Here is a 21,742-nt window from a genome sequence, read left to right as displayed (position 1 = left end):
TAAATTTTGAGAGGTTTATACCAGTAACAATCTCAATTGTCACGCACATTGCGCAATCGTTTGCGTGAGAGTTGTGTTGATACAAAAAACAAGCTCGCGACGAGGCGCGAGCTAATAAACTACATTCGAGCTAGTAGGATTTGAGCCTGCTCGATCATCTTCTTACGACCGAAGATAAGGTGGCGACGTTTACCGCCAACTTGACGCCATAACACAGCGCTTCGAATCCCTGATAGAAGCAGTGCGCGAACCTTATGTTGGCTCGATGTCTGCTGAAGTACAGACGGAGTACCAGAAACCTGAATACGAGGGCCTATTGGGCTCACAACATCAAGGTAGATGCTCGCAAGGTTGCTGATCATTTGCTCGTCGAACAGATCAAAGTGTTCAGTTTGGCGCTCTGCAGTTTGAATGCGATCACCAAGCTGAGACATAGAGTCGTTGCGAGAAGATAGCTTACGCTCAAGAGCCATCAAGCTGATAATGTAGCGAGTAATGTCGCTACCAGCTGGAGTACTATCGATACCTTTTACTAAGCACTCAAGGCCAAGCTTTAGGTTCGCTTCACGTCCAAATACGCCAACTGTATTCGCTGGGTTGGTATTTAAAATAGCACTGAGTGAAGCTTCGAAGGCATCTTTATCACAATGGCCGTCTTTCGCTACTTGTTGAACCAAAGCCACAGCTTGGCAAATTCCGGCGAAAGCAATAGTACGGTCATAAAGTGTATTAGCCACGTAGTAACTCCTAGTTGTCTTCTATCGTTTGTCGTTCGATTAGTTAGATGCGTTTTTCGATGATACCGCCACCAAGACATACTTCGTCTAGGTAGAACACTGCCGATTGACCTGGGGTCACAGCAATCTGTGGTTCATCAAAAATAACCTTAATTTTCTCATCATCAATTGGGATGATTGTACAAGGAATATCAGTCTGACGGTAACGTGTTTTTACCGTGCATGTCATAACTTCAGTAATTGGTGTGCGATTTACCCAATGAAGCTGAGAAGCGATCAAACCTTCTGATTTCAAAAGAGGGTGGTCTTTACCTTGTACTGCGATCAAAACATTACGCTTGAGATCTTTTTCACCAACAAACCATGGCTCTTCATTACCGCCGCCACCTTTAGTGCCACCGATATGAAGGCCTTTGCGCTGACCTAGCGTGTGGTACATCAAACCTTGGTGTTGACCAATCACTTGGCCTTCCGGTGTTTCGATGTTACCCGGTTGTGCTGGTAGGTATTTGCCTAGGAATTCAGTGAACTTACGCTCACCGATAAAGCAGATGCCTGTAGAATCTTTCTTCTTCGCTGTGATCAAGTCTTGCTCTTCAGCAATACGTCGCACTTCTGGCTTTTCTAATTCACCGACAGGGAATAGGCTTCGTGCCACTTGATCTGAGCTTAGCGTGTATAGGAAATAGCTTTGGTCTTTGTTGCTGTCTAGACCACGTAGCATTTCTGGTTTTACGCCAGCATCAAGCTCTTCTTGAGTTGGGAAAGTACGACGAACGTAGTGACCCATCGCAATGTAGTCTGCGTCTAGCACTTCATCCGCAAACTCTAAGAATGCTTTGAACTTGATTTCTTTGTTACAAAGGATATCAGGGTTCGGTGTGCGGCCTGCTTTGTACTCTTCAAGGAAGTATTCGAATACATTGTCCCAGTATTCTGCAGCGAAGTTGATCGTGTGTAGGTGGATACCTAGTTTGTCACATACCGCTTGAGCATCAGCAAGGTCTTCAGCTGCCGTGCAGTATTCTTCGTTATCATCTTCTTCCCAGTTTTTCATGAAAAGGCCTTCTACCTGATAGCCTTGTTGCTGAAGAAGATACGCCGATACTGACGAATCTACACCGCCGGACATACCGACAATTACTTTCTTTTCGCTGTTTCCAGAGCTGATATCTGACATGTCTAAACACCGTTACTATTACTTGGTCGCAGATTCTAACAGAAAGAGAAACGCCGTGACAGATCCGAGACCGGAATCACAGTTTCATTTGCACAAATAGTGCGCTGACTTTGTTAGAGAATCGCATGAGAGCGAGGTGAGTCGCTAGGATGTCAGAAGTATATGTGGCATAGTCGCTCGAAATCCAAGACCTGAGATAAAAAAATGTCTGAACAAAATGAATTTATGCAAGAAGAAGAGCTGATTGAGATTATCGAAAACCAGCTTGAAGATGGCGAACCTGTAAAAGTGAAAGAGACGTTGATGCGTTTAATGATGACAGGCACTCCACGTGAAGAAGCAATTGCGGCTATGGCATGTGCACTGGCAATTGAAGTATTTGACGTTATGAAAAACGGCGCGGAGTTTAATCAAAAACGTTACGCAGAGCATTTGGGCATGCTGCCTGATTTAAGCTTTATGGAAGGCGAATAAAAAAAACCTTCAGCAAACGTTTGCTATAGTTTGAAAGATTGCCGCGTTAAATATAGCGCGGTAGAATCCGCCACCTATTTCCCCTTGACTTAGACTAGCCTTATGAAATTCCCTGGACAACGTAAATCAAAGCACTACTTTCCGGTTCACGCTCGTGATCCTCTAGTGAGCCAAGCTCAAAGCAGTAAAAGAATGTCACGCACTCATATTATCGGTATTGATCAAACATTGGTGGATATTGAAGCAAAGGTGAGTTCTGAACTTATTGAGAAGTATGGTTTGAGCAAGGGACATTCACTGGTTATTGGCGACGCAGCCGCTGAATCTTTGTATCAAGAATTAAAAGAGCAGTGCCTGATTACCAATGAATACGCTGGTGGCACAATTGGTAACACATTACACAACTATTCAGTGCTAGCGGATGACCGTTCTACACTGTTAGGTGTAATGAGCCAAGATATTAAGATTGGTAGTTACGGTTATCGCTATTTATGTAATACATCAAGCAGAATGGATCTGAACCATTTACAAGGGGTAGATGGCGCAATTGGTCGCTGCTTTGCATTAATTACAGAAGACGGTGAACGTACTTTCGCAATTAGCGAAGGACAAATGAACCAATTAAAACCAGAAAGCATTCCTGAAAAAATCTTCAAAAGTGCTTCTGCTTTAGTTTTAACGGCTTATTTAGTTCGCTGTAAGCCAGGCGACCCGATGCCTGAAGCAACAATGAAAGCGATCGAATACGCGAAGAAATACGATGTGCCAGTCGTTCTTACACTAGGTACTAAGTTCGTTATTCAAGATGATCCAGAATTCTGGAAAGATTTCCTTGAGCAACACGTAACGGTTGTTGCAATGAATGAAGACGAAGCTGAAGCGTTAACGGGTGAAAGCGATCCACTGGCTGCATCAGATAAAGCGCTAGACTGGGTAGACCTTGTTCTATGTACTGCGGGACCTGTTGGCCTATTTATGGCTGGTTATACAGAAGATGCAGCTAAGCGTGAAACGTCACTGCCTTTACTTCCAGGTTCAATTGCGGAATTCAACCGTTTTGAATTTAGCCGTCCTGCGCATAAAGATTTATGTGAAAACCCAACTAAAGTGTATTCGCACATTGCGCCATACATGGGTGGACCAGAAAAGATCAAAAATACCAATGGTGCAGGTGATGCTGCGTTATCAGCTTTATTACATGATATGGCTGCTAATAAGTACCACAAAGAAAACGTGCCAAACTCAAGTAAACACCAACATTCATTCTTGACGTACTCTTCGTTCTCACAAGTTTGTAAATATTCTAACCGTGCTAGCTATGAAGTGTTGGTTCAACACTCTCCACGTTTATCTCGTGGCCTTCCTGAAAGAGAAGATAGCCTAGAAGAAGCGTACTGGGAAAGATAAGTTACTTTCTTTAATCAGTAGTACTATCAGTATCAGTTGGTTTCTAATACTGATAGTACAAATATAAAAAAGGCTCCGAAAGGAGCCTTTTTTGTTTCTGAATATATTGAAGTCGTAAATAATACTTTGGTCGACTTAAATATTAATTCTATCGCTTAGCGTGTAATTGATTACTCACTAAGTAAACTAAATGTTTAGATAGCAAACTCTTCTAGAGATTTACCAGCATCTAGCTGTTCTTGGATAGCTGAAGGCGTACGGCCTTGACCTGTCCAAGTCTTCTCGTCGCCGTTTGCGTCTACGTATTTGTATTTCGCTGGGCGAGGAGCGCGTTTAGCTTTTGTTGTTTTAGATTTTGCTTCACCAGAAAGTGCAGCAATAAGATCGGCAACATCAATTCCGTCTTTTGCAATTTGTTCAGCAATAGCAGAAAGCTTAGCTTCTTGCTCTGCTTTAGCAGCACGCTCTTCAGCTTCAGACTCTTGACGCTCTTGTACAACAATAGTCAGCTTGTCTAGCGCTTCTTCAAGTTGCTCAAGAGTTAATTCACGTGAGAACGCACGAAGGCTGCGGATATTTAATAGAGTTTTTGTTAATTCAGACATGATATTTTCCATCAAGGTAAACTAAATAATCTTCCTAATAATAAACAGAGCCTAGGAATAAAACAAATAGTATTTCTTCTATTACATATTTAAATATAAAAGTGAGATGAATAGTTGAAAATTCAGAGCAGTATTTCTATTGAATTTATAATTATTATTAAGAATATCTTAAAAAATGATATGTGACAGGTGGAGTAGTCAACTTATGTAGACTATTCTTCTATTGATTAGTTCATTAACAAAAAGCTATTTTTCTCGGAATGATATGTTGCATTGTTGCTCTTGATGAGTACAATTGCGGCTACCTGATGCGAGGTGTTGGTTAATTTGTTGTTAAACTCTGGTTTGCACGGTTAATAATGTTATCGCACGTAGAGGTGCAATTATAAAAAGTAACTTCCGTTGGGGTGATGCCAATGAACGGGAATGAAAGGTGTAATTGCCGAAGTAAATTGTATATCTAAGCAATTTGCTGGGGTTGTGCTCAATAGGTACAACACTGCCATAGTCTTAATTTTAAACTATGGAGCGCTACTGTAGGGTTGGGTGAAGTGTTCACTTCCCTTTCGCTTAGTTCAACATGAGCTTGGTCAGCCGTATCAAGTTTGTCTGCAGTAGATCTCTAGCCAAATAAAAAACTGGTTTTTGAAGATCATGAATTTAATAGATTTTGCAACATCACCTTTATCTTTGCTTCCGCCCCTTGTGGCTTTGAGCCTTGCTATTGTTACCCGCCGTGTATTGGTTTCTTTGGGTGTCGGTATCATCATGGGTGCGATTCTACTTGCTGATTACTCAGTAGGTAATGCAGCTAGCTACGTGTTTACTAAAGCATCTGGTGTTTTCATCGAAGATGGTGGCATCAACACTTGGAACATGAGCATCATTGCATTCCTAATTATTCTTGGAATGACAACGGCATTATTAACACTGTCTGGCGGTACTCGCGCATTCGCGGAGTGGGCACAGTCTCGCGTTAAGAGCAAACGTGGTTCAAAACTACTTGCTGCTTTCTTAGGTGTATTCATCTTTGTTGATGACTACTTTAACAGCCTAGCGGTTGGTGCTATCTCTCGTCCTGTAACAGACCGCTTCTATGTATCTCGCGCTAAGCTTGCTTATATCCTAGATTCAACTGCTGCTCCTATGTGTGTGATCATGCCTGCTTCTAGCTGGGGTGCTTACATCATCACGATTATTGGTGGCATCTTAGTGACACACGGTGTGACAGAGTATTCTGCACTGGGTGCTTACGTTCGTCTTATCCCAATGAACTTCTACGCTGTATTCGCACTACTAATGGTGTTCGCAGTAGCATGGTTCGGTCTAGACGTTGGTAAGATGCGTGAGCATGAGATCGAAGCATCTCAAGGCCGTGGCTTTGAAGGTGACAACGATCAAAAGCAAGCTCACGATCTAAACGAAGAGTTAGATATCGAAGAGAGCGAAAACGGTTCAGTTTCTGATCTTGTTATGCCAATCGTATCGCTAATTGTAGCGACAGTGGCTGCAATGCTTTACACAGGCGGCCAAGCGCTGGCTGCTGATGGCCAAGCATTCAACCTTCTAGGCGCATTCGAAAACACGGATGTAGGTAAGTCTCTTGTTTACGGTGGTGTTATTGGCTTACTAGTAGCACTAGCGACAGTATTCAAGCAAAAGCTATCTATGACTGATATCGCAAGAACAATGTGGATCGGTGCTAGCTCTATGTTTGGCGCGATTCTGATTCTTGTGTTTGCATGGACTATCGGTTCTGTTATCGGCGACATGAAAACGGGTTCTTACCTATCGTCTCTAGTAACAGGCAGCATTGATTACCACTGGTTACCGGTTATGTTGTTCCTTCTAGCGGGCGTTATGGCGTTCTCTACAGGTACATCTTGGGGTACGTTCGGTATCATGCTACCAATCGCGGGTGATATGGCTGCAGCATCGGATATCGCACTGATTCTTCCAATGCTAAGTGCGGTTCTAGCGGGTGCAGTATTTGGTGACCACTGTTCTCCAATCTCAGATACGACGATTCTGTCTTCTACTGGTGCTCGTTGTAACCACATCGACCACGTCTCGACTCAGCTTCCATACGCGTTGTCTGTAGCGTTCGTATCGTGCATTGGTTTCATCACTCTAGGTATGACATCTTCAATTGGCATCGCATTTGGCGCAGCGTCTCTAACGTTTGTTGCTGTATGTTTTGCATTGGCTTACTTCTCTCGCTGCAAAATGGCGACGTGCAAAAGCTAAAATTGAAAGTTAATCAGTAAACTATCAGGGAGGCGTTTGCCTCCCTTTTTTGTGCCTGTTAATTTAATTTTAAGTTTCGTGAAAAAAGTTCGAATAAATGGTTGAAAAAGGATGTCAGCTTAGTTAGTGTGGAGACAAGACAGCAAACAACCTAAGAGCTGATAAGTATGCGTAAATTAGTAATGAACATTCATCACCATCATCACCCTATCTAGTCTTTCGGGGAGATTTACGTATACCCGGGAGCAAGATTACTCCCGGAGGTTAAGTCAAAAGAATTTAGATTTAAACCCTCGGGATGACAAAGTTCCCGAGGGTTTTTTAGTTTTAGCGCTTTTAAATAATCAATAAATTCAAATATTTGCACAGGGATACAGCAATGCAGACACAACGCCTAAGAATCGCAATTCAAAAGAAAGGTCGCTTAAGTAAAGAGTGCCAAGACCTACTTAAAAAATGTGGTGTTAAATTTAATATCATGGGTGAGCGCCTAGTGGTTCACTCACTAAATATGCCAATCGACTTGTTACTCGTTCGTGATGACGACATCCCAGGTCTTATCATGGATGGTGTAGTTGACCTTGGTTTCATCGGTGAAAATGAACTAGAAGAAGTTCGTCTAGATCGTGTTGCTCTTAAAGAGCCTTCAGAGTTCCGCACACTACGTCGTTTAGACTTCGGTGGTTGCCGCCTTTCAATCGCTATTAATAAAGACGAAGAATACAACGGCCCACAAGACTTAGCGGGCAAACGTATTGCGACAACCTACCCACAACTACTTAAAGCCTACATGGACGAGCAGGGTGTTGAGTTCAGCACTTGTATGCTAACAGGTTCGGTTGAAGTCGCGCCTCGCGCTGGCCTTGCAGACGCTATCGCTGATTTAGTTTCTACAGGTGCAACGCTTGAAGCGAACGGCCTAAAAGAAGCAGAAGCTATCTTCCAATCGAAAGCAACACTGATTCAACGTGTTGGCGACTTCGACGCAGACAAGACCGCACTGATTGAAAAACTACTGACTCGTATGCAGGGTGTTCAACAAGCGAAAGAGTCGAAGTACATCATGCTTCACGCGCCAACCTCTCAACTAGAGCAAATCAAAGCACTACTGCCTGGTGCTGAAGATCCAACGGTTCTTCCTCTATCTACAGACAAAGACAAAGTTGCCGTGCACCTAGTAAGTACAGAGAACTTGTTCTGGGAAACAATGGAACAGCTGAAAGAGTTGGGTGCAAGCTCGATTCTAGTATTACCAATCGAAAAAATGATGGGGTAGTGACGATGAGAACCGTTGTTTGGCAATCTTTAAGTGAATCACAGCAAGACTCGGTATTAGAGCGTCCAGCTATTACTGAAGGTGCAAACATCACAGCGACTGTTTCTGATGTTATTGCAAAAGTACGAAATGAAGGCGATGCCGCGCTTAAAAAGCTGACTGCAAAGTTTGATGGTGTAACTCCAGAATCTATCCGAGTCAGTTCGGGTGAGATTGAAGAGGCGTGTGCTCGTCTAACACCAGAGATGAAGCAAGCGTTAGAGCAAGCTTATAGCAACATTGCTAAGTTTCACGAAGCTCAAAAGCCGCAGCCAATTAAGGTTGAGACACAGCCTGGTGTTGTGTGTGAGCAAGTGACGCGCGCGATTAATACTGTTGGCCTTTATATTCCCGGTGGCAGTGCGCCACTACCGTCAACGGTTCTTATGTTAGGTGTTCCTGCTCAAATCGCAGGTTGTCGTAAGGTTGTGCTTTGTTCACCTCCGCCAATCGCTGATGAAATCTTGTATGTCGCTAAGCTTTGTAAGATCGACGAAGTTTACAACGTTGGTGGTGGTCAAGCGGTTGCAGCAATGGCTTACGGTACCGAGAGTGTGGCTAAAGTCGATAAGATCTTCGGCCCAGGTAATGCCTACGTTACGGAAGCAAAGCGCCAAGTGAGTAATGACTTCCGCGGAGCAGCTATTGATATGCCAGCTGGCCCATCTGAAGTGTTAGTGATTGCTGATGAAACGGCTGATGCAGACTTCATTGCAGCGGATTTGTTGAGCCAAGCGGAACACGGGCCTGACTCTCAAGTAGTATTGGTAACTCCATCTCCAGTGGTTGCAGACCAAGTAACAGAAGCGGTTCAAAAGCAACTGAAAGAACTGTCTCGTGCGAACATCGCTCAGCAAGCATTGGCTTCAAGCTTAATCATCATTGCTGAATCGATCACTCAAGCGATTGCGATTTCGAATTTCTACGGTCCTGAGCACTTGATCGTTCAAACCAAGAACCCACGTGAATTGCTGCCATTGCTAGATAATGCAGGCTCAATTTTCCTTGGTGACTGGTCTCCAGAATCTGCAGGTGACTACGCATCCGGCACAAACCACGTTCTTCCGACTTACGGTTATACCAAGACGTATTCAAGCCTAGGTTTGGCTGATTTCTCTAAGCGAATGACGGTGCAGGAGCTAACAGCCGATGGGTTGAAAGGCCTAGCGCCAACAGTAGTAACAATGGCGGAAGCCGAAGGTTTGGATGCACACAAACGCGCTGTGACTATCCGAGTTGAAAAGTTAAATAAAGCGAAATAAGGGTAGGGCATGGAAAAGTTAGCAAGAAAACAAGTTCAGGCTCTAACACCTTACTTGTCTGCAAGACGCATAGGCGGTACTGGTGATGTATGGCTAAACGCCAACGAATCTCCGTTTGATAACGAGTACAACCTGAACTTGTCTCGTCTTAACCGTTACAGCGAATGTCAGCCAAAAGAGCTGATTGATGCTTACGCTCAATACGCAGGCGTGAAATCAGAGCAAACACTGACGACTCGTGGTGCTGACGAAGGCATTGAGTTATTGATTCGTGCTTTCTGTGAGCCGAACGAAGACGCTATTCTTTACTGCCCACCTACTTACGGTATGTACGCAATCAGTGCAGAGACGATTGGTGTTGAGCGTAAAGTTGTGCCTCTTACTTCTGAATGGCAATTGGATCTTCCAGCTATCGAAGCTCAGCTCGACAACGTAAAAGTGGTGTTTGTTTGTAGCCCAAATAACCCAACCGGTAATTTAGTTGATCGTAAAGACATCATCAAGCTGCTTGAAATGACACAAGACAAAGCGATTGTGGTGATGGATGAAGCGTATATCGATTTTTGTCCAGAAGCGTCAACCGTTGATTTGCTTGAGCAATATCCAAACCTAGCGATTCTGCGCACCTTGTCGAAGGCCTTTGCTTTGGCGGGCTTACGTTGTGGCTTTACGCTAGCGAATAAAGAGCTTATCGATGTACTGTTGAAAGTGATCGCTCCTTATCCTGTGCCAATCCCTGTTGCTGACATTGCCGTTCAAGCTCTCTCAGAGCAAGGACTAGCGCGAGCTAAGTTCCAAGTTCTAGATTTAAGTGCTAACCGAGCGTATTTGCAGGCGGGTCTATTAGGTATGCCTCAAGTGACGGTTTTTGATGGCTGGGGTAACTACTTACTGGTGAAATTCCCGAACGGCGATGAGTTATTTAAAGCGGCTTGGGATACGGGCATTATTTTGCGTAATTCACCTATTGAAGACTGTGTTCGTATTAGTATTGGTAACCGCGAAGAGTGCGAAAAGACACTTGGATTCATTCGTAACTTTTATCAGTAACGAAAGGCTTACCAGTAATAACATTTGCCAGTTTGAGTTGATTAATCGCAGATTGGCAAGTGAAACCAATATTTTGGGTTAGCGTTTGATTTTAGCTAGGCCACCAGATTTAAAATTAAAAGGAAGTTCAAGTGAGTAAACAACAGAAAATACTTTTTATAGACCGTGACGGCACCTTAATTGTAGAGCCGCCAGTTGACTTTCAAGTAGATCGTTTAGACAAGCTAAAATTCGAACCGCGAGTAATTCCTAGCCTACTTGCACTGCAAGACGCTGGTTACCGTCTAGTGATGGTGACTAACCAAGATGGTCTAGGTACCGATAGCTACCCACAAGAAGATTTCGATGCACCACACAATATGATGATGGAGTTCTTCGAATCTCAAGGCGTTAAGTTTGACGACGTGCTTATTTGCCCTCACTTTGACGAAGACAACTGCTCTTGCCGTAAGCCTAAACTGGGTATGGTTAAAGAGTACCTACAAGGCGGTAAAGTCGATTTCCAACACTCTGTTGTGATTGGCGACCGAATGACGGATCTTCAACTGGCAGAGAACATGGCTATCCGCGGTATTCAATATGGCCCGGATGCGGAAACTGAAGGCACGCTTAACTGGCCACAAATCGTTAAAGATCTGACGGTTAATGCGCGTATTGCTGAAGTAGTTCGTACTACTAAAGAAACCGATATCAAGGTTGCAGTAAACCTTGATGAAACCGGTGGCAACAAGATCGATACCGGCATGGGTTTCTTCGACCACATGCTTGATCAAATCGCGACACACGGTGGTTTCCAAATGAACCTGACTGTGAAGGGCGACCTGCATATTGATGATCACCACACAGTCGAAGATACCGCTCTGGCTTTAGGCCAAGCATTGAAAGATGCACTAGGCGACAAACGTGGTATTGGCCGTTTTGGTTTCAGCCTACCAATGGATGAGTGTTTGGCTCAGTGTGCGTTAGACCTTTCTGGTCGTCCATACCTGAAGTTCGATGCTAAGTTCAGCCGTGAGCAAGTGGGTGATCTTTCAACCGAGATGGTGGTTCACTTCTTCCGTTCTCTAACTGATACATTGGCTTGTACGCTACACCTTTCTTCTGATGGCAATAATGATCACCACATCATTGAGAGCCTGTTCAAAGCGTTTGGCCGTACTCTTCGCCAAGCAATCAAAGTTGAAGGTAACGAGTTACCAAGCAGCAAAGGCGTTCTGTAAGGGTTCGGTATGAAAGAGCAAAAAGTCGTTATTATTGATACTGGTTGTGCCAACGTTTCATCGGTGAAGTTTGCGATTGAACGTCTGGGCTACGCAGTTGAAATTTCAAAAGAACCAGAAGTTGTTCTTGCTGCCGACAAGCTATTCCTACCCGGTGTAGGTACAGCAAGTGAGGCAATGAAGAACCTGCAAGAGCGTGACCTTGTTACCCTTGTGAAGCAAGTAGAGAAGCCTCTGCTGGGTATCTGTTTAGGTATGCAGCTGTTAGGCAAACTGTCTCAAGAGAAAGGTCAAAAGGCTGATGAGTTAGTTGAATGCCTAGGTTTGTGTGATGGCGAAGTTCGTTTACTTGAAACGGGCGACTTACCATTACCACACATGGGTTGGAACACAGTAACAGCAACGCCTAATCACCCGCTATTTAAAGACATTGAAGAAGGCGAATACTTCTACTTTGTTCATAGCTTCGCAATGCCAGTGGGCGACTACACAATCGCACAATGTGATTACGGTAATCCGTTCACTGCGGCGGTTCAAAGTGGCAATTATTATGGTGTTCAGTTCCACCCAGAGCGATCTTCGAAAGCTGGCTCTAAGCTGATTCAGAACTTCTTGGAATTGTAATAAGGATTAGGCAGCGGCTAACGTTGCCATATAAGGAATGTAAATGATTATTCCCGCGTTAGATTTAATTGAAGGCCAAGTAGTTCGCTTATTCCAAGGAGACTACGGGCAAGTAACAGAATACAAAGTAGACCCAGCAGAGCAGTTTAATCTGTACCACCAAGCTGGCGCTGGCTGGCTGCACCTTGTTGACTTAACGGGCGCAAAAGACACAACGGCTCGTCAGTTAGACTTGATTGCTAAGCTCCTTGCTAGCACGCCTGCGAACATCCAGATTGGTGGTGGCGTGCGTAACGAACAAGATGTCGTTGATCTGCTAGAAGCTGGCGCACAGCGCGTTGTGGTTGGTTCTACAGCCGTTAAGCAACCTGAGTTGGTGAAAGGTTGGATGGAGAAGTATGGCGCGGAAAAAATCGTGCTGGCTCTAGACATCAACATTGATGAAAGCGGCACACGTAAAGTGGCGATTTCAGGTTGGCAAGAAGATTCAGGTGTGACTATTGAAGCGCTGATTGAAGACTACCTCACGGTTGGCCTTAAACACGTGCTGTGTACCGATATTTCACGTGACGGCACGCTAGAAGGATCAAACGTAGAGCTCTATGTTGATCTTTGTAAGCAGTACCCACAAGTGCAATTCCAATCATCGGGCGGCATTGGCAGCCTAGCTGATATCGAAGCGCTTAAAGGCAGCGGTGTTGCGGGTGTGATTGTGGGTCGTGCGCTACTTGATGGCAAGTTTACCGCAGAGGAGGCATTTGCATGTTGGCAAAGCGCATAATCCCTTGTTTGGATGTCCGTGACGGACAAGTGGTTAAGGGCGTTCAGTTCCGTAACCACGAAATTATTGGTGACATCGTTCCGCTAGCACAACGCTATGCAGAAGAGGGCGCCGATGAATTGGTATTTTATGACATCACCGCATCAAGTGATGGCCGTGTGGTCGATAAAAGCTGGGTGAAACGCGTAGCTGAAGTGATCGATATCCCTTTCTGTGTCGCTGGTGGTATTAAATCAGCAGAAGATGCAGCGCGCATTCTTGAGTTTGGTGCGGATAAAGTGTCAATCAACTCACCGGCATTGGCTAATCCACAGCTGATTACTGACCTTGCTGATAAGTTTGGCGTTCAGTGTATCGTTGTCGGTATCGATTCATACTTCGACAAAGAAACCGGTAAATATCAGGTTTACCAATTTACAGGCGATGAAGCGCGTACTAAAGCAACCAAATGGGAAACCAAAGATTGGGTGCAGGAAGTACAGAAGCGTGGCGCAGGTGAGATTGTGTTAAACATGATGAACCAAGATGGCGTTCGTAACGGCTATGATATCGATCAGTTAAACATGGTGCGTGAAGTGTGTAATGTGCCATTGATTGCCTCTGGTGGCGCTGGTGCAATGGAGCACTTTGCTGAAGCTTATAAAAAGACCAACGTGGATGGAGCACTTGCGGCTTCGGTATTCCACAAACAAGTCATCAATATTGGTGAACTTAAACAGTATTTAAAACAACAAGATGTAGAGGTGCGACTATGAGTTTTGAACCCGTAAGCTTATCAAAAACAGAAGTAGGCGCATTGTCAGAGCGTATTAACTGGGAAAAAGTAGATGGCTTAGTGCCAGCGATTGTTCAAGATTACCAGTCAAGCCAAGTGCTAATGATGGGATACATGAACCCAGCCGCACTTGAGAAAACGGGTGAAACTGGCAATGTGACGTTTTTCTCTCGCACAAAAGAGCGTCTTTGGACGAAAGGTGAAACGTCGGGCAATGTATTGCAACTGCAAAACATCGCCTTGGACTGTGACAGCGACACCTTACTGGTTAAAGTTAATCCCATTGGTCCAACGTGCCACACAGGTACAACAACGTGTTGGGATGGAGACAAGCAAGAAGAGTCTCAGATGGTGTGGCTTCATCAGCTTGAGCAGCTATTGGCTGCCCGCAAGGACGCCGATCCTGAATCTTCTTATACTGCCAGTCTATATGCCCGTGGCACCAAGCGTATTTCGCAAAAAGTGGGCGAAGAAGGCGTTGAAGTCGCGCTTGCGGCGACGTCGGGCGATAAGGCGGAGTTAGTGTGTGAATCAGCAGATTTGATTTACCACCTAATGGTTCTTCTTCAAGACCAAGGCTTATCGATGGATGATGTGGTAAATAAGCTGAAAGAGCGTCATAAGTAAGCTCTCTTTAGATTAATAGAACCGCGTAAAAGACAGACAAAAGCCCCGCAAACAAACATGTTTACGGGGCTTTTTAGTTTTTTAATTTTCAAGATTTCAAGATTTCAAGATTTCAAGATTTCTAAGCCCTACGTCACTTTTCTAACCTCTGACTTTGCGTCATTCCGAGGAGCCTAAGCGACATCAGGAATCTCTTCTCTTAATCTGACTTCTTAGTCGAACGAGTTACCCGCAGCACTTCTTGTATTTCTTACCACTGCCACAAATACACGGATCATTACGGCCGATTTTAAAGCTCTCAACGGTTTGATTTAAGCGTGGGTCAATTTCTGGTTGTGTAGTTTGTTCCTGCTCTGGGAAGGTACCATCAATGTAGTACCAAAGACCGTCTTCACGTATAAAGCGAGAGCGTTCTTGCATGCAGTATTGTGCGCCTTCTTCATTGAAGTAAGCTTTAAACTCAACAAAGCCTTCGTCTTGGTGCGAGCCTACCGCAGTATCGATGACTTCTAGTCCTGCCCAATCACTGTTGATAGATTCGGCAATACCTTCTCTTTGCGCTTCTGCGTTGCAGCTAGGGTGGTAAGTCGCAACAACATAGTCAACTAAACCCAACACGTGCGCTGAATAACGAGAGCGCATCAACTGTTCAGGCGTTTCAACAGCACTGTGGTGAAGGTGCGCTGATTCACAGCACTGTTGGTAAGTATTTTTGCTACCGCATGGGCATAAAGACATAGTCAGATCCTGTAAAAATGGCCTCTATTAAGAGGCCATAAGTGAATGCGTGGGAGTTTACCAAGAAACGATCGCTCACCAAAGTTTGGTTTCTGTTGAAGTTATTGAAATTATCAAAGTGTTAGCGCGAAGTTTACTATTTCAAGGCTGGAGACAATAGCTCTTGTGCCCAAGTCGTTGCTTCATCGTAAGCTTGGCCTAGTTGAGCCTCACTGAGCTTGAGAAGTTTACGAATGCGCGTTGCTTCGTCCCATCGGGCTTGTTCATAAGCAATAACCATGGCCAAAATCGCACCTAACACACCTTTACGTTGAATCAAGGCTTGTTTGATCTCGATGTCGATCGGCACTGAATCGAGTACTTGTTTCAATGGTTGGTCAAAGAGTGAGTCCAACAGAGAGAACATACCGGTCAAAAAGGCTTGTCCAGGCTCAACCTTAACATTCATCTTCTCAACCAAGAGTTCACACTGACGTGCGCGTATTACCGCTAAGCCATAAAGTGAGTCCGGCTTATCTTCTTTCGCGGATGCGATAGCCACCAGTGAAACGAACTTACGCAGTTTCTGTTCACCAAGGTAAATAAGCGCTTGGCGGAATGAACGAATCGTTGTTGGTGAACCGCCAGCGGAGTTTACGTAGGTAAGTAGCTTATACGACATGGTCACATCGAGCGTAATCAAACGCTCTACTTCACCAAAGTCGATAGGGTCGTGCGTAATCTCTTTTAACAGCTGAACGGTCGTCAGGAATGCCGGGTTGAGCGCACGCGTTTGGATCATCTCTGGCTTGCTAAAGAAATAACCTTGAAAGTAGGTGAAGCCTGCTTTTTTCGCTTCTTGGTATTCTTCGTACGTTTCTACTTTCTCAGCAAGGAACTTGATATCTAGCCCTTTGAGAGAGTTCATAAACATCGCTGCTTTGGCAATTGGCGTTAAACGGATATCGAACTTGATAATTGAAACGTAGGGTAAGAAGCGCTTCCAAGCTTTACTTGGCACAAAGTCGTCTAGCGCAATGGTATAACCCGCGTCAAAGATGGTTTTGATTGCTTCAAGTAATTCGTCTGTTGGTTCGCAGTCTTCAAGAACCTCAACAACGAGGCTTTCTTTGGGGAACAGAGTAGGGACTAAGTTGATTAGGCTTGCATATGGGAAGTTCACGAACCCAAGCTTATCACCCAACGTATTATAGTGGGTCGATAAGAAGTGATCGGAAAGCAAACGGCTAGTAGCGAGCTCCGGCTCTACTTCAGGGAAAGTGTTCTTAGGACCATCCCTGAATAGCAACTCGTAACCTATGGTTTTCTTGCCTGTGTCGAGTATTGGTTGACGCGCTACGTATGAATATTTCAACTTGGTACTGTGTTCGGTTTATTTCTGGTAGAGAGATAATAGCTAATTCACTAGAAATTACCATACACTTTCTAAGAAAGTCTGACCGACAATAATAATCAAAGTGAAAGTTTAAGCGTGATGTTAAAAGCTATTGCTAAACGCTCGATTCTGTAGTTCAAAACTTTGCGGCGTGAACACCAGCACTGAGCCTTGCGTATACCAATCGCCAAGTACGATACGGGTTTTAGTGCAATTGTTAGCATTAAATGTATGGATGTCTGGGCGGTGAGTATGGCCGTGGATCATCAGATCGACATTGTTTCGTTCCATCACATCTTCGACTTCTTGCTGTGTCACATCCATGATGTCGAGAGACTTGGTCTGCTTGTCATCTTTGATATCTGATTGAACCTTTGAAACAATTTTCTTCTTGATGAAAAATGGAATTCGGTTGAAGACCCATTGTAACCATGGCTGATGCACTTTTTCGCGAAAGGCGAGGTACTTTACATCTTCAGTACATAGAGTGTCTCCATGCAATACTACCGCTTTTTGCCCGTAGATATCGATCGTAGAAACTTCGTCGAGAAGTTGTACGCCCGTTTGCTTAGCAAATTTTTTGCCGACTAAGAAGTCGCGGTTCCCTTGAGTAAAGTAACAAGGCACGCCTGTTTTCACTAAGTCGATAAACGCTTGGCGGATAGAAGTCGCGAATTCACTCTTATCATCGTCACCAATCCAGAATTCGAAAAGGTCACCTAATACGTAAAGTGCATCCGCTTCTACGGCTTCTTTCTTCATAAAGGTTAAGAAGCAGTCTGTGATGTCTTCTCGTGACGGAGAAAGGTGCAGATCTGATATAAAATATGTTTTCATAGGTCTAAAAAAAGGGAGCGATTCGCTCCCTATATCCTGATTTTATCGGCTCATCAATACTAACCGAAAGCGATGAATTAAGCTTCGATTGTAGTACCAGTGATGATCACTTCTTCTAGAGGTACATCTTGGTGCATACCCATAGAACCAGTGCTAACACCTTTAATCTTGTTTACGATGTCCATGCCTTCAACAACTTCTGCGAATACACAGTAGCCCCAACCGTCTAGGCTTTCGCTACGGAAGTTTAGGAAAGAGTTGTCGTTAACGTTGATGAAGAACTGAGAGCTGGCTGAATGCGGTTCCATAGTACGAGCCATTGCTAGCGTACCAACTTTGTTCGCTAGACCGTTGTTTGCTTCGTTCTTGATCGTTGCACGAGTTGCCTTTTCTTTAAGGCCAGAAGTCATGCCGCCGCCTTGAATCATGAAACCATCGATAACACGGTGGAATAGTGTGTTGTCGTAGAAACCGTCACGGCAATACTGTAGAAAGTTTGCGCTTGTTTCTGGTGCTTTTTCTTCGTTAAGTTGAACTTTGATATCACCAAAATTTGTGTGAAGGATGATCATGATTGTTACCTTACTGTCTTTTTAATATGAAGTTCGAATTCTAGCGCATGTTGGCAGACTTTCAAATCACCAAATCATTAACTTAACTCGGATGTTTGAGGTAATTCCTGCTTTTAGGGATTACCTATTAAGGTATGACTTGTTATACTGCGAGCTTATTTTGATTAATCCATAAAATAGATAGAGATCATGCTGAAGATATATAACACGCTCACAAGACAGAAAGAGGAATTCAAACCAATTACAGCTGGCAAAGTCGGCATGTATGTCTGTGGGGTAACCATATACGATCTCTGTCATATTGGTCATGGTCGTACGTTCGTTTCTTTCGACGTAGTAACTCGTTACCTTCGTTACCTTGGTTACGATTTGAATTTCGTTCGTAACATCACAGATATCGATGACAAAATCATCAAGCGCGCTAACGAAAACGGTGAGTCTTGTGACTCTCTGACTGAGCGTTTAATCGGTGAGATGCACGCTGACTTTGATGCATTGAACATGAAGCGTCCAGATGTTGAGCCTCGTGCGACAGAATACATCACTGAAATCATCGAGCTTGTTGAAAAGCTGATTGAACGTGGTTTCGCATACGTTGCAAGCAACGGCGACGTGATGTTTGAAGTAAAGAAATTCGACGAATACGGTAAGCTTTCAAAGCAAGACCTTGATCAGCTTCAAGCGGGTGCTCGCGTTGATGTTGAATCTGCAAAACGCAGCCCACTAGACTTCGTTCTTTGGAAGATGTCTAAGCCAGGTGAACCTACATGGGAATCGCCATGGGGCCCGGGTCGTCCAGGTTGGCACATCGAATGTTCAGCAATGAACTCGTCTATTCTTGGTAACCACTTCGATATCCACGGTGGTGGTTCAGATCTGCAGTTCCCTCACCACGAAAACGAAATCGCACAGTCTTGCTGCGCGCACGGCACTCAGTATGTAAATACTTGGATGCACAGTGGTATGGTGATGGTAGACAAAGAGAAGATGTCTAAGTCACTAGGTAACTTCTTCACTATCCGTGACGTGCTAGCACATTACGATGCTGAAACGGTACGTTACTTCCTAATGTCTGGTCACTACCGTAGCCAGCTAAACTACAGCGAAGATAACCTAAACCAAGCTCGCGCATCACTAGAGCGTCTATACACGTCACTTCGTGGCCTAGACCTTACAGCCGCTCCTGCCGGTGGCGAAGAGTACGTGACTCGATTCTCTACAGCGATGAACGATGATTTCAACACACCTGAAGCTTATTCAGTACTGTTTGAAATGGCTCGTGAAATCAACCGTATCAAGCCTGAAAGCATTGAAAAAGCAAGCGGACTGGGTGCATTGATGCGTGAACTAGCAGACATCATCGGTATTCTTCACCAAGAGCCAGAAGCCTTCCTACAAGGTGATGCGGCAGGTAACGACGACGAAGTGGCTGAAATCGAAGCGTTGATCAAACTGCGTAACGACTCTCGTGCTTCAAAGGATTGGGCAAATGCCGACCTTGCACGTGATAAGCTAAACGAGTTGGGTATTGTTCTGGAAGATGGCCCAGAAGGCACGACTTGGCGTCGTAAGTAAATCTTATAAAAAGGGCTGATTTTCAGCCCTTTTTTCTAGCACGAATTCTCTATTTTCACCTTTTCTATGTTCAACTTTTAATTAACAGGAATATTTCTGTGGCTCAGATGTATTTTTATTACTCGGCAATGAATGCGGGTAAATCAACAACGCTTCTTCAATCTTCATTCAACTACCAAGAACGTGGCATGACGCCAGTGATCTTTACGGCAGCTTTGGACGATCGCTATGGTATCGGTAAAGTGAGCTCACGAATTGGTCTGCAATCTGAAGCTCAGCTGTTTAAAAATGACACCAACATGTTTGATGCGATCAAAAAGCTCAATGAGGAAGAAAAGCGTCATTGTGTTTTGATCGATGAGTGCCAATTTTTATCGAAGGAGCAGGTGTACCAATTAACAGAAGTGGTTGATAAGCTGCACATCCCTGTACTTTGTTACGGCCTACGTACCGATTTCCTGGGTGAACTGTTTGAGGGTAGCCGTTACTTACTGTCTTGGGCAGATAAACTTGTTGAGCTTAAAACAATTTGTCACTGTGGCCGTAAAGCGAACATGGTAATTCGTACCGACGAGCACGGTGTGGCGATTGCTGAGGGCGACCAAGTGGCTATTGGCGGTAACGACAAATACGTTTCTGTTTGCCGTCTGCACTACAAAGAAGCGTTAGGTAAATAAGCAGCTCTATTTGCTAACGCGAAAGAACGAAAAACGGTGACCAAGTGTCACCGTTTTTGTTTATTGGGCCTGTGTTTTGCTTTCTTCCAAGCCGAGCTTTTGTTTTATTTCCTGCCGAGCTTTTACTTTGTTCAAAGTCTAACTTTTGCTTATTCGAAACCGAGCTTCTTCAATGCTTGATAGGCGTGGTCAACGTCGTCGGGGATCGGCATCTCAATTTGAAAGCCTTGGGCTGGGTAGAATTTGATTCGCTCGTAATCAGCAATTAATGCGCCTAACACCATATCTAACGGCAACTCTTCGTTAAAGTAATCATCCCAAGTTTGCCATCGCGACGTCACGGTAATCTCGGAAGTTTCGTCAGGCCATTGTTTACAGAAGGTTGCGTAGGTACGTTTCTCCATGAAGGGCTTCTGAACTAAGGTTAGCCTCTTCGGCGATAACCCTTTTTCTGTCAGCAACTCATGAGTGAATCGTACATTTTCCCCAGTATTTGTTGCGTGTTTCTCTATGATAATGTCAGAGTCAGGCACGCCATAATCTCGTGCGATAGAAGCGAATGTTTCTGCTTCTGAGCGTTCAAAGCTTCTTTCGGTAAAGCGCCCCACACCGCCAGAAAAAACGATGTAAGGCGCGATCTGTTGGTGATAAAGCTCGGCTGCATATTCAGCTACGCGAGTATCGTTGCTACACAATACAAAGATACAGTCGGAAGGCGTAACCTTGTGACCCATCGACATAAAGTTCCAAAGGGTGTCGACTGAGCGATGCAGTTTTATGTTGGGATTTTTGTTAGCAATAGATTGTTCAGTCATGAAGTGCGTCCAGTGTGGATTCGAATTTAAATGAATAACCTAAGTCGAGAATCTTCTTCGAAGAGATTAACTTGTCTGGGGTATCAACAACAGCGGGCAGAGGCTCACTGCTGTTGGCGCTTTTCAGTGCCGCGGCATAAAACTCCGCCTTACTGACTGTATTTGGTGTGGTCACGTTAACTATTTCATTGTGCAGTTGACTGATAGCGAAATCGACAGCACCAATTGCATCATCAAGGTGCAGCATGTTGGCTGGAGCTTGAGTGCTGACTTGTTTTAACTTGCTTGCGAAGCGTGATGGGTGACGGCTTGGGCCGATTAAGCCACTAAAGCGAAGAATGGTGTAGTCGATACCGGAATCAATCACTGACTGTTCAGCTTGCAGCATGATTCGTGCGTTATCGGAAAATAAAGACGCGTGCTCGTTATCTGAGGTCGAAAGAGGGAGTGATGCATCCAGCTCGTTCAGCACACCCGGCTTAGTTGGGTATACCGTAGTTGAACTAACCATAATGAGCTTTTTAATGTTGGCCTTTTGGCATGCATTGGTGAGTTGCTGCCAGTAGTCGGCATACTCTTGTCCTGCTCCTTTTCTAAAGCCAGGAGGGAAGCTGCCAATCACAATTTCAGTGTTGTTTTCGAGTAACAATGAATAGAGTCGCCCGATAGTCTGTTGTGGATCGGATGAATCAAAGCTAAACACTTCACATGGAATTTGTTCGCTACCAATGGCATCTGCTCCCGCTTGGGTCGTTTTCGTGACCACTACTCGGTTACCATGTTTTTCTAAATGTTCAGATAAAGGTGCACCTACCCATCCTGCACCGACAATAAATATAGAAGCCATGT

22 protein-coding genes, 1 riboswitch and 1 other annotated feature are annotated in these 21,742 nt (G+C 44.5%); of the genes, 13 read left to right on the top strand and 9 right to left on the bottom strand.

The window, feature by feature from the left end; all coding sequences use genetic code 11:
- Window positions 1-119: 119 nt before the first annotated feature.
- Both hflD and mnmA read right to left on the bottom strand, forming a co-directional pair.
- Window positions 120-737, bottom strand: coding sequence for a high frequency lysogenization protein HflD (gene hflD, locus AB4482_RS13755; RefSeq protein WP_146491851.1), 618 nt, complete (start codon window positions 735-737; stop codon window positions 120-122).
- Between the two features lie 43 nt (window positions 738-780).
- Window positions 781-1,917 (bottom strand): tRNA 2-thiouridine(34) synthase MnmA, encoded by a 1,137-nt coding sequence (gene mnmA, locus AB4482_RS13750; RefSeq protein WP_372181083.1) that lies wholly within the window; start codon window positions 1,915-1,917, stop codon window positions 781-783.
- A gap of 204 nt (window positions 1,918-2,121) precedes the next feature.
- Here mnmA and AB4482_RS13745 point away from each other — a divergent pair, with 204 nt between their 5' ends.
- A complete protein-coding gene (locus AB4482_RS13745; RefSeq protein ID WP_010439986.1) occupies window positions 2,122-2,391 on the top strand; it encodes a hypothetical protein in 270 nt (89 codons plus the stop codon).
- 102 nt (window positions 2,392-2,493) lie between these two features.
- A complete protein-coding gene (locus AB4482_RS13740) occupies window positions 2,494-3,798 on the top strand; it encodes an inosine/guanosine kinase (RefSeq protein WP_017060261.1) in 1,305 nt (434 codons plus the stop codon).
- 194 nt (window positions 3,799-3,992) lie between these two features.
- Here AB4482_RS13740 and AB4482_RS13735 read toward each other — a convergent pair whose 3' ends face one another.
- Window positions 3,993-4,403 (bottom strand): H-NS family nucleoid-associated regulatory protein, encoded by a 411-nt coding sequence (locus tag AB4482_RS13735; RefSeq protein ID WP_017060262.1) that lies wholly within the window; start codon window positions 4,401-4,403, stop codon window positions 3,993-3,995.
- Between the two features lie 364 nt (window positions 4,404-4,767).
- Window positions 4,768-4,945, top strand: a riboswitch (Lysine riboswitch).
- A gap of 112 nt (window positions 4,946-5,057) precedes the next feature.
- Here AB4482_RS13735 and AB4482_RS13730 point away from each other — a divergent pair.
- The 9 genes from AB4482_RS13730 (at window position 5,058) to hisIE (ending at window position 14,304) form a co-directional block, all read left to right on the top strand.
- On the top strand, window positions 5,058-6,650 hold the full coding sequence (locus tag AB4482_RS13730) for a Na+/H+ antiporter NhaC family protein (protein WP_017060263.1): 1,593 nt from the start codon (window positions 5,058-5,060) through the stop codon (window positions 6,648-6,650).
- A gap of 190 nt (window positions 6,651-6,840) precedes the next feature.
- Window positions 6,841-6,976 (top strand) — a sequence feature (His leader region).
- A 53-nt stretch (window positions 6,977-7,029) separates the two neighbouring features.
- The gene (gene hisG, locus AB4482_RS13725) at window positions 7,030-7,926 is read left to right on the top strand and encodes an ATP phosphoribosyltransferase (RefSeq protein ID WP_017060264.1); all 897 of its coding nucleotides are present in this window, start codon (window positions 7,030-7,032) and stop codon (window positions 7,924-7,926) included.
- Window positions 7,926-9,227, top strand: a complete 1,302-nt coding sequence (gene hisD, locus AB4482_RS13720) for a histidinol dehydrogenase (protein ID WP_017065318.1) — start codon at window positions 7,926-7,928, stop codon at window positions 9,225-9,227. Before hisG ends, hisD begins: the two co-directional genes overlap by 1 nt.
- Before the next feature lie 9 nt (window positions 9,228-9,236).
- On the top strand, window positions 9,237-10,277 hold the full coding sequence (gene hisC / locus AB4482_RS13715; protein WP_017060266.1) for a histidinol-phosphate transaminase: 1,041 nt from the start codon (window positions 9,237-9,239) through the stop codon (window positions 10,275-10,277).
- 131 nt (window positions 10,278-10,408) lie between these two features.
- On the top strand, window positions 10,409-11,497 hold the full coding sequence (gene hisB, locus AB4482_RS13710) for a bifunctional histidinol-phosphatase/imidazoleglycerol-phosphate dehydratase HisB (protein ID WP_017060267.1): 1,089 nt from the start codon (window positions 10,409-10,411) through the stop codon (window positions 11,495-11,497).
- 9 nt (window positions 11,498-11,506) lie between these two features.
- Complete coding sequence (gene hisH / locus AB4482_RS13705; RefSeq protein WP_017060268.1) at window positions 11,507-12,121, top strand: imidazole glycerol phosphate synthase subunit HisH; 615 nt, start codon at window positions 11,507-11,509, stop codon at window positions 12,119-12,121.
- Between the two features lie 43 nt (window positions 12,122-12,164).
- Window positions 12,165-12,902, top strand: a complete 738-nt coding sequence (gene hisA, locus AB4482_RS13700; protein ID WP_136981599.1) for a 1-(5-phosphoribosyl)-5-[(5-phosphoribosylamino)methylideneamino]imidazole-4-carboxamide isomerase — start codon at window positions 12,165-12,167, stop codon at window positions 12,900-12,902.
- On the top strand, window positions 12,884-13,657 hold the full coding sequence (hisF, locus tag AB4482_RS13695; RefSeq protein ID WP_017060270.1) for an imidazole glycerol phosphate synthase subunit HisF: 774 nt from the start codon (window positions 12,884-12,886) through the stop codon (window positions 13,655-13,657). The genes hisA and hisF overlap by 19 nt, the downstream gene beginning before the upstream one ends.
- Entirely contained in the window at window positions 13,654-14,304 is a 651-nt protein-coding gene (gene hisIE / locus AB4482_RS13690; protein ID WP_017060271.1) for a bifunctional phosphoribosyl-AMP cyclohydrolase/phosphoribosyl-ATP diphosphatase HisIE, read from the top strand. Before hisF ends, hisIE begins: the two co-directional genes overlap by 4 nt.
- 225 nt (window positions 14,305-14,529) lie before the next feature.
- On the opposite strand, the gene AB4482_RS13685 is transcribed toward hisIE, so the two are convergent.
- From AB4482_RS13685 to AB4482_RS13670, 4 genes are all read right to left on the bottom strand, one after another.
- Complete coding sequence (locus tag AB4482_RS13685; RefSeq protein ID WP_017060272.1) at window positions 14,530-15,042, bottom strand: YchJ family protein; 513 nt, start codon at window positions 15,040-15,042, stop codon at window positions 14,530-14,532.
- 136 nt (window positions 15,043-15,178) lie between these two features.
- Window positions 15,179-16,396, bottom strand: coding sequence for an EAL and HDOD domain-containing protein (locus AB4482_RS13680; RefSeq protein ID WP_136981598.1), 1,218 nt, complete (start codon window positions 16,394-16,396; stop codon window positions 15,179-15,181).
- A 123-nt stretch (window positions 16,397-16,519) separates the two neighbouring features.
- The gene (gene lpxH / locus AB4482_RS13675; RefSeq protein ID WP_017060274.1) at window positions 16,520-17,254 is read right to left on the bottom strand and encodes a UDP-2,3-diacylglucosamine diphosphatase; all 735 of its coding nucleotides are present in this window, start codon (window positions 17,252-17,254) and stop codon (window positions 16,520-16,522) included.
- A gap of 77 nt (window positions 17,255-17,331) precedes the next feature.
- A complete protein-coding gene (locus tag AB4482_RS13670) occupies window positions 17,332-17,826 on the bottom strand; it encodes a peptidylprolyl isomerase (RefSeq protein WP_017060275.1) in 495 nt (164 codons plus the stop codon).
- A 189-nt stretch (window positions 17,827-18,015) separates the two neighbouring features.
- Between AB4482_RS13670 and cysS the strand changes: the two genes are divergently transcribed.
- Together cysS and AB4482_RS13660 are read left to right on the top strand one after the other, a co-directional pair.
- Entirely contained in the window at window positions 18,016-19,401 is a 1,386-nt protein-coding gene (cysS, locus tag AB4482_RS13665; protein WP_017060276.1) for a cysteine--tRNA ligase, read from the top strand.
- A 98-nt stretch (window positions 19,402-19,499) separates the two neighbouring features.
- Window positions 19,500-20,078 carry a thymidine kinase gene (locus AB4482_RS13660; RefSeq protein WP_017060277.1) on the top strand — a complete coding sequence of 193 codons (579 nt, stop codon included), beginning with the start codon at window positions 19,500-19,502 and terminating at the stop codon, window positions 20,076-20,078.
- A gap of 149 nt (window positions 20,079-20,227) precedes the next feature.
- Here AB4482_RS13660 and AB4482_RS13655 read toward each other — a convergent pair whose 3' ends face one another.
- Window positions 20,228-20,893 carry a YdcF family protein gene (locus AB4482_RS13655; protein WP_372181081.1) on the bottom strand — a complete coding sequence of 222 codons (666 nt, stop codon included), beginning with the start codon at window positions 20,891-20,893 and terminating at the stop codon, window positions 20,228-20,230.
- Window positions 20,886-21,740 (bottom strand): NAD(P)H-binding protein, encoded by an 855-nt coding sequence (locus AB4482_RS13650; RefSeq protein ID WP_017060279.1) that lies wholly within the window; start codon window positions 21,738-21,740, stop codon window positions 20,886-20,888. The genes AB4482_RS13655 and AB4482_RS13650 overlap by 8 nt, the downstream gene beginning before the upstream one ends.
- Between the last annotated feature and the right edge of the window lie 2 nt (window positions 21,741-21,742).

The organism is Vibrio sp. 10N.222.55.C7, from assembly GCF_041473335.1.
In the GTDB taxonomy this organism is placed as follows: domain Bacteria; phylum Pseudomonadota; class Gammaproteobacteria; order Enterobacterales; family Vibrionaceae; genus Vibrio; species Vibrio crassostreae_C.
The sequence above is the reverse complement of the archived record's forward strand: the minus strand, read 5'-3'. Positions and strand labels throughout refer to the sequence as shown.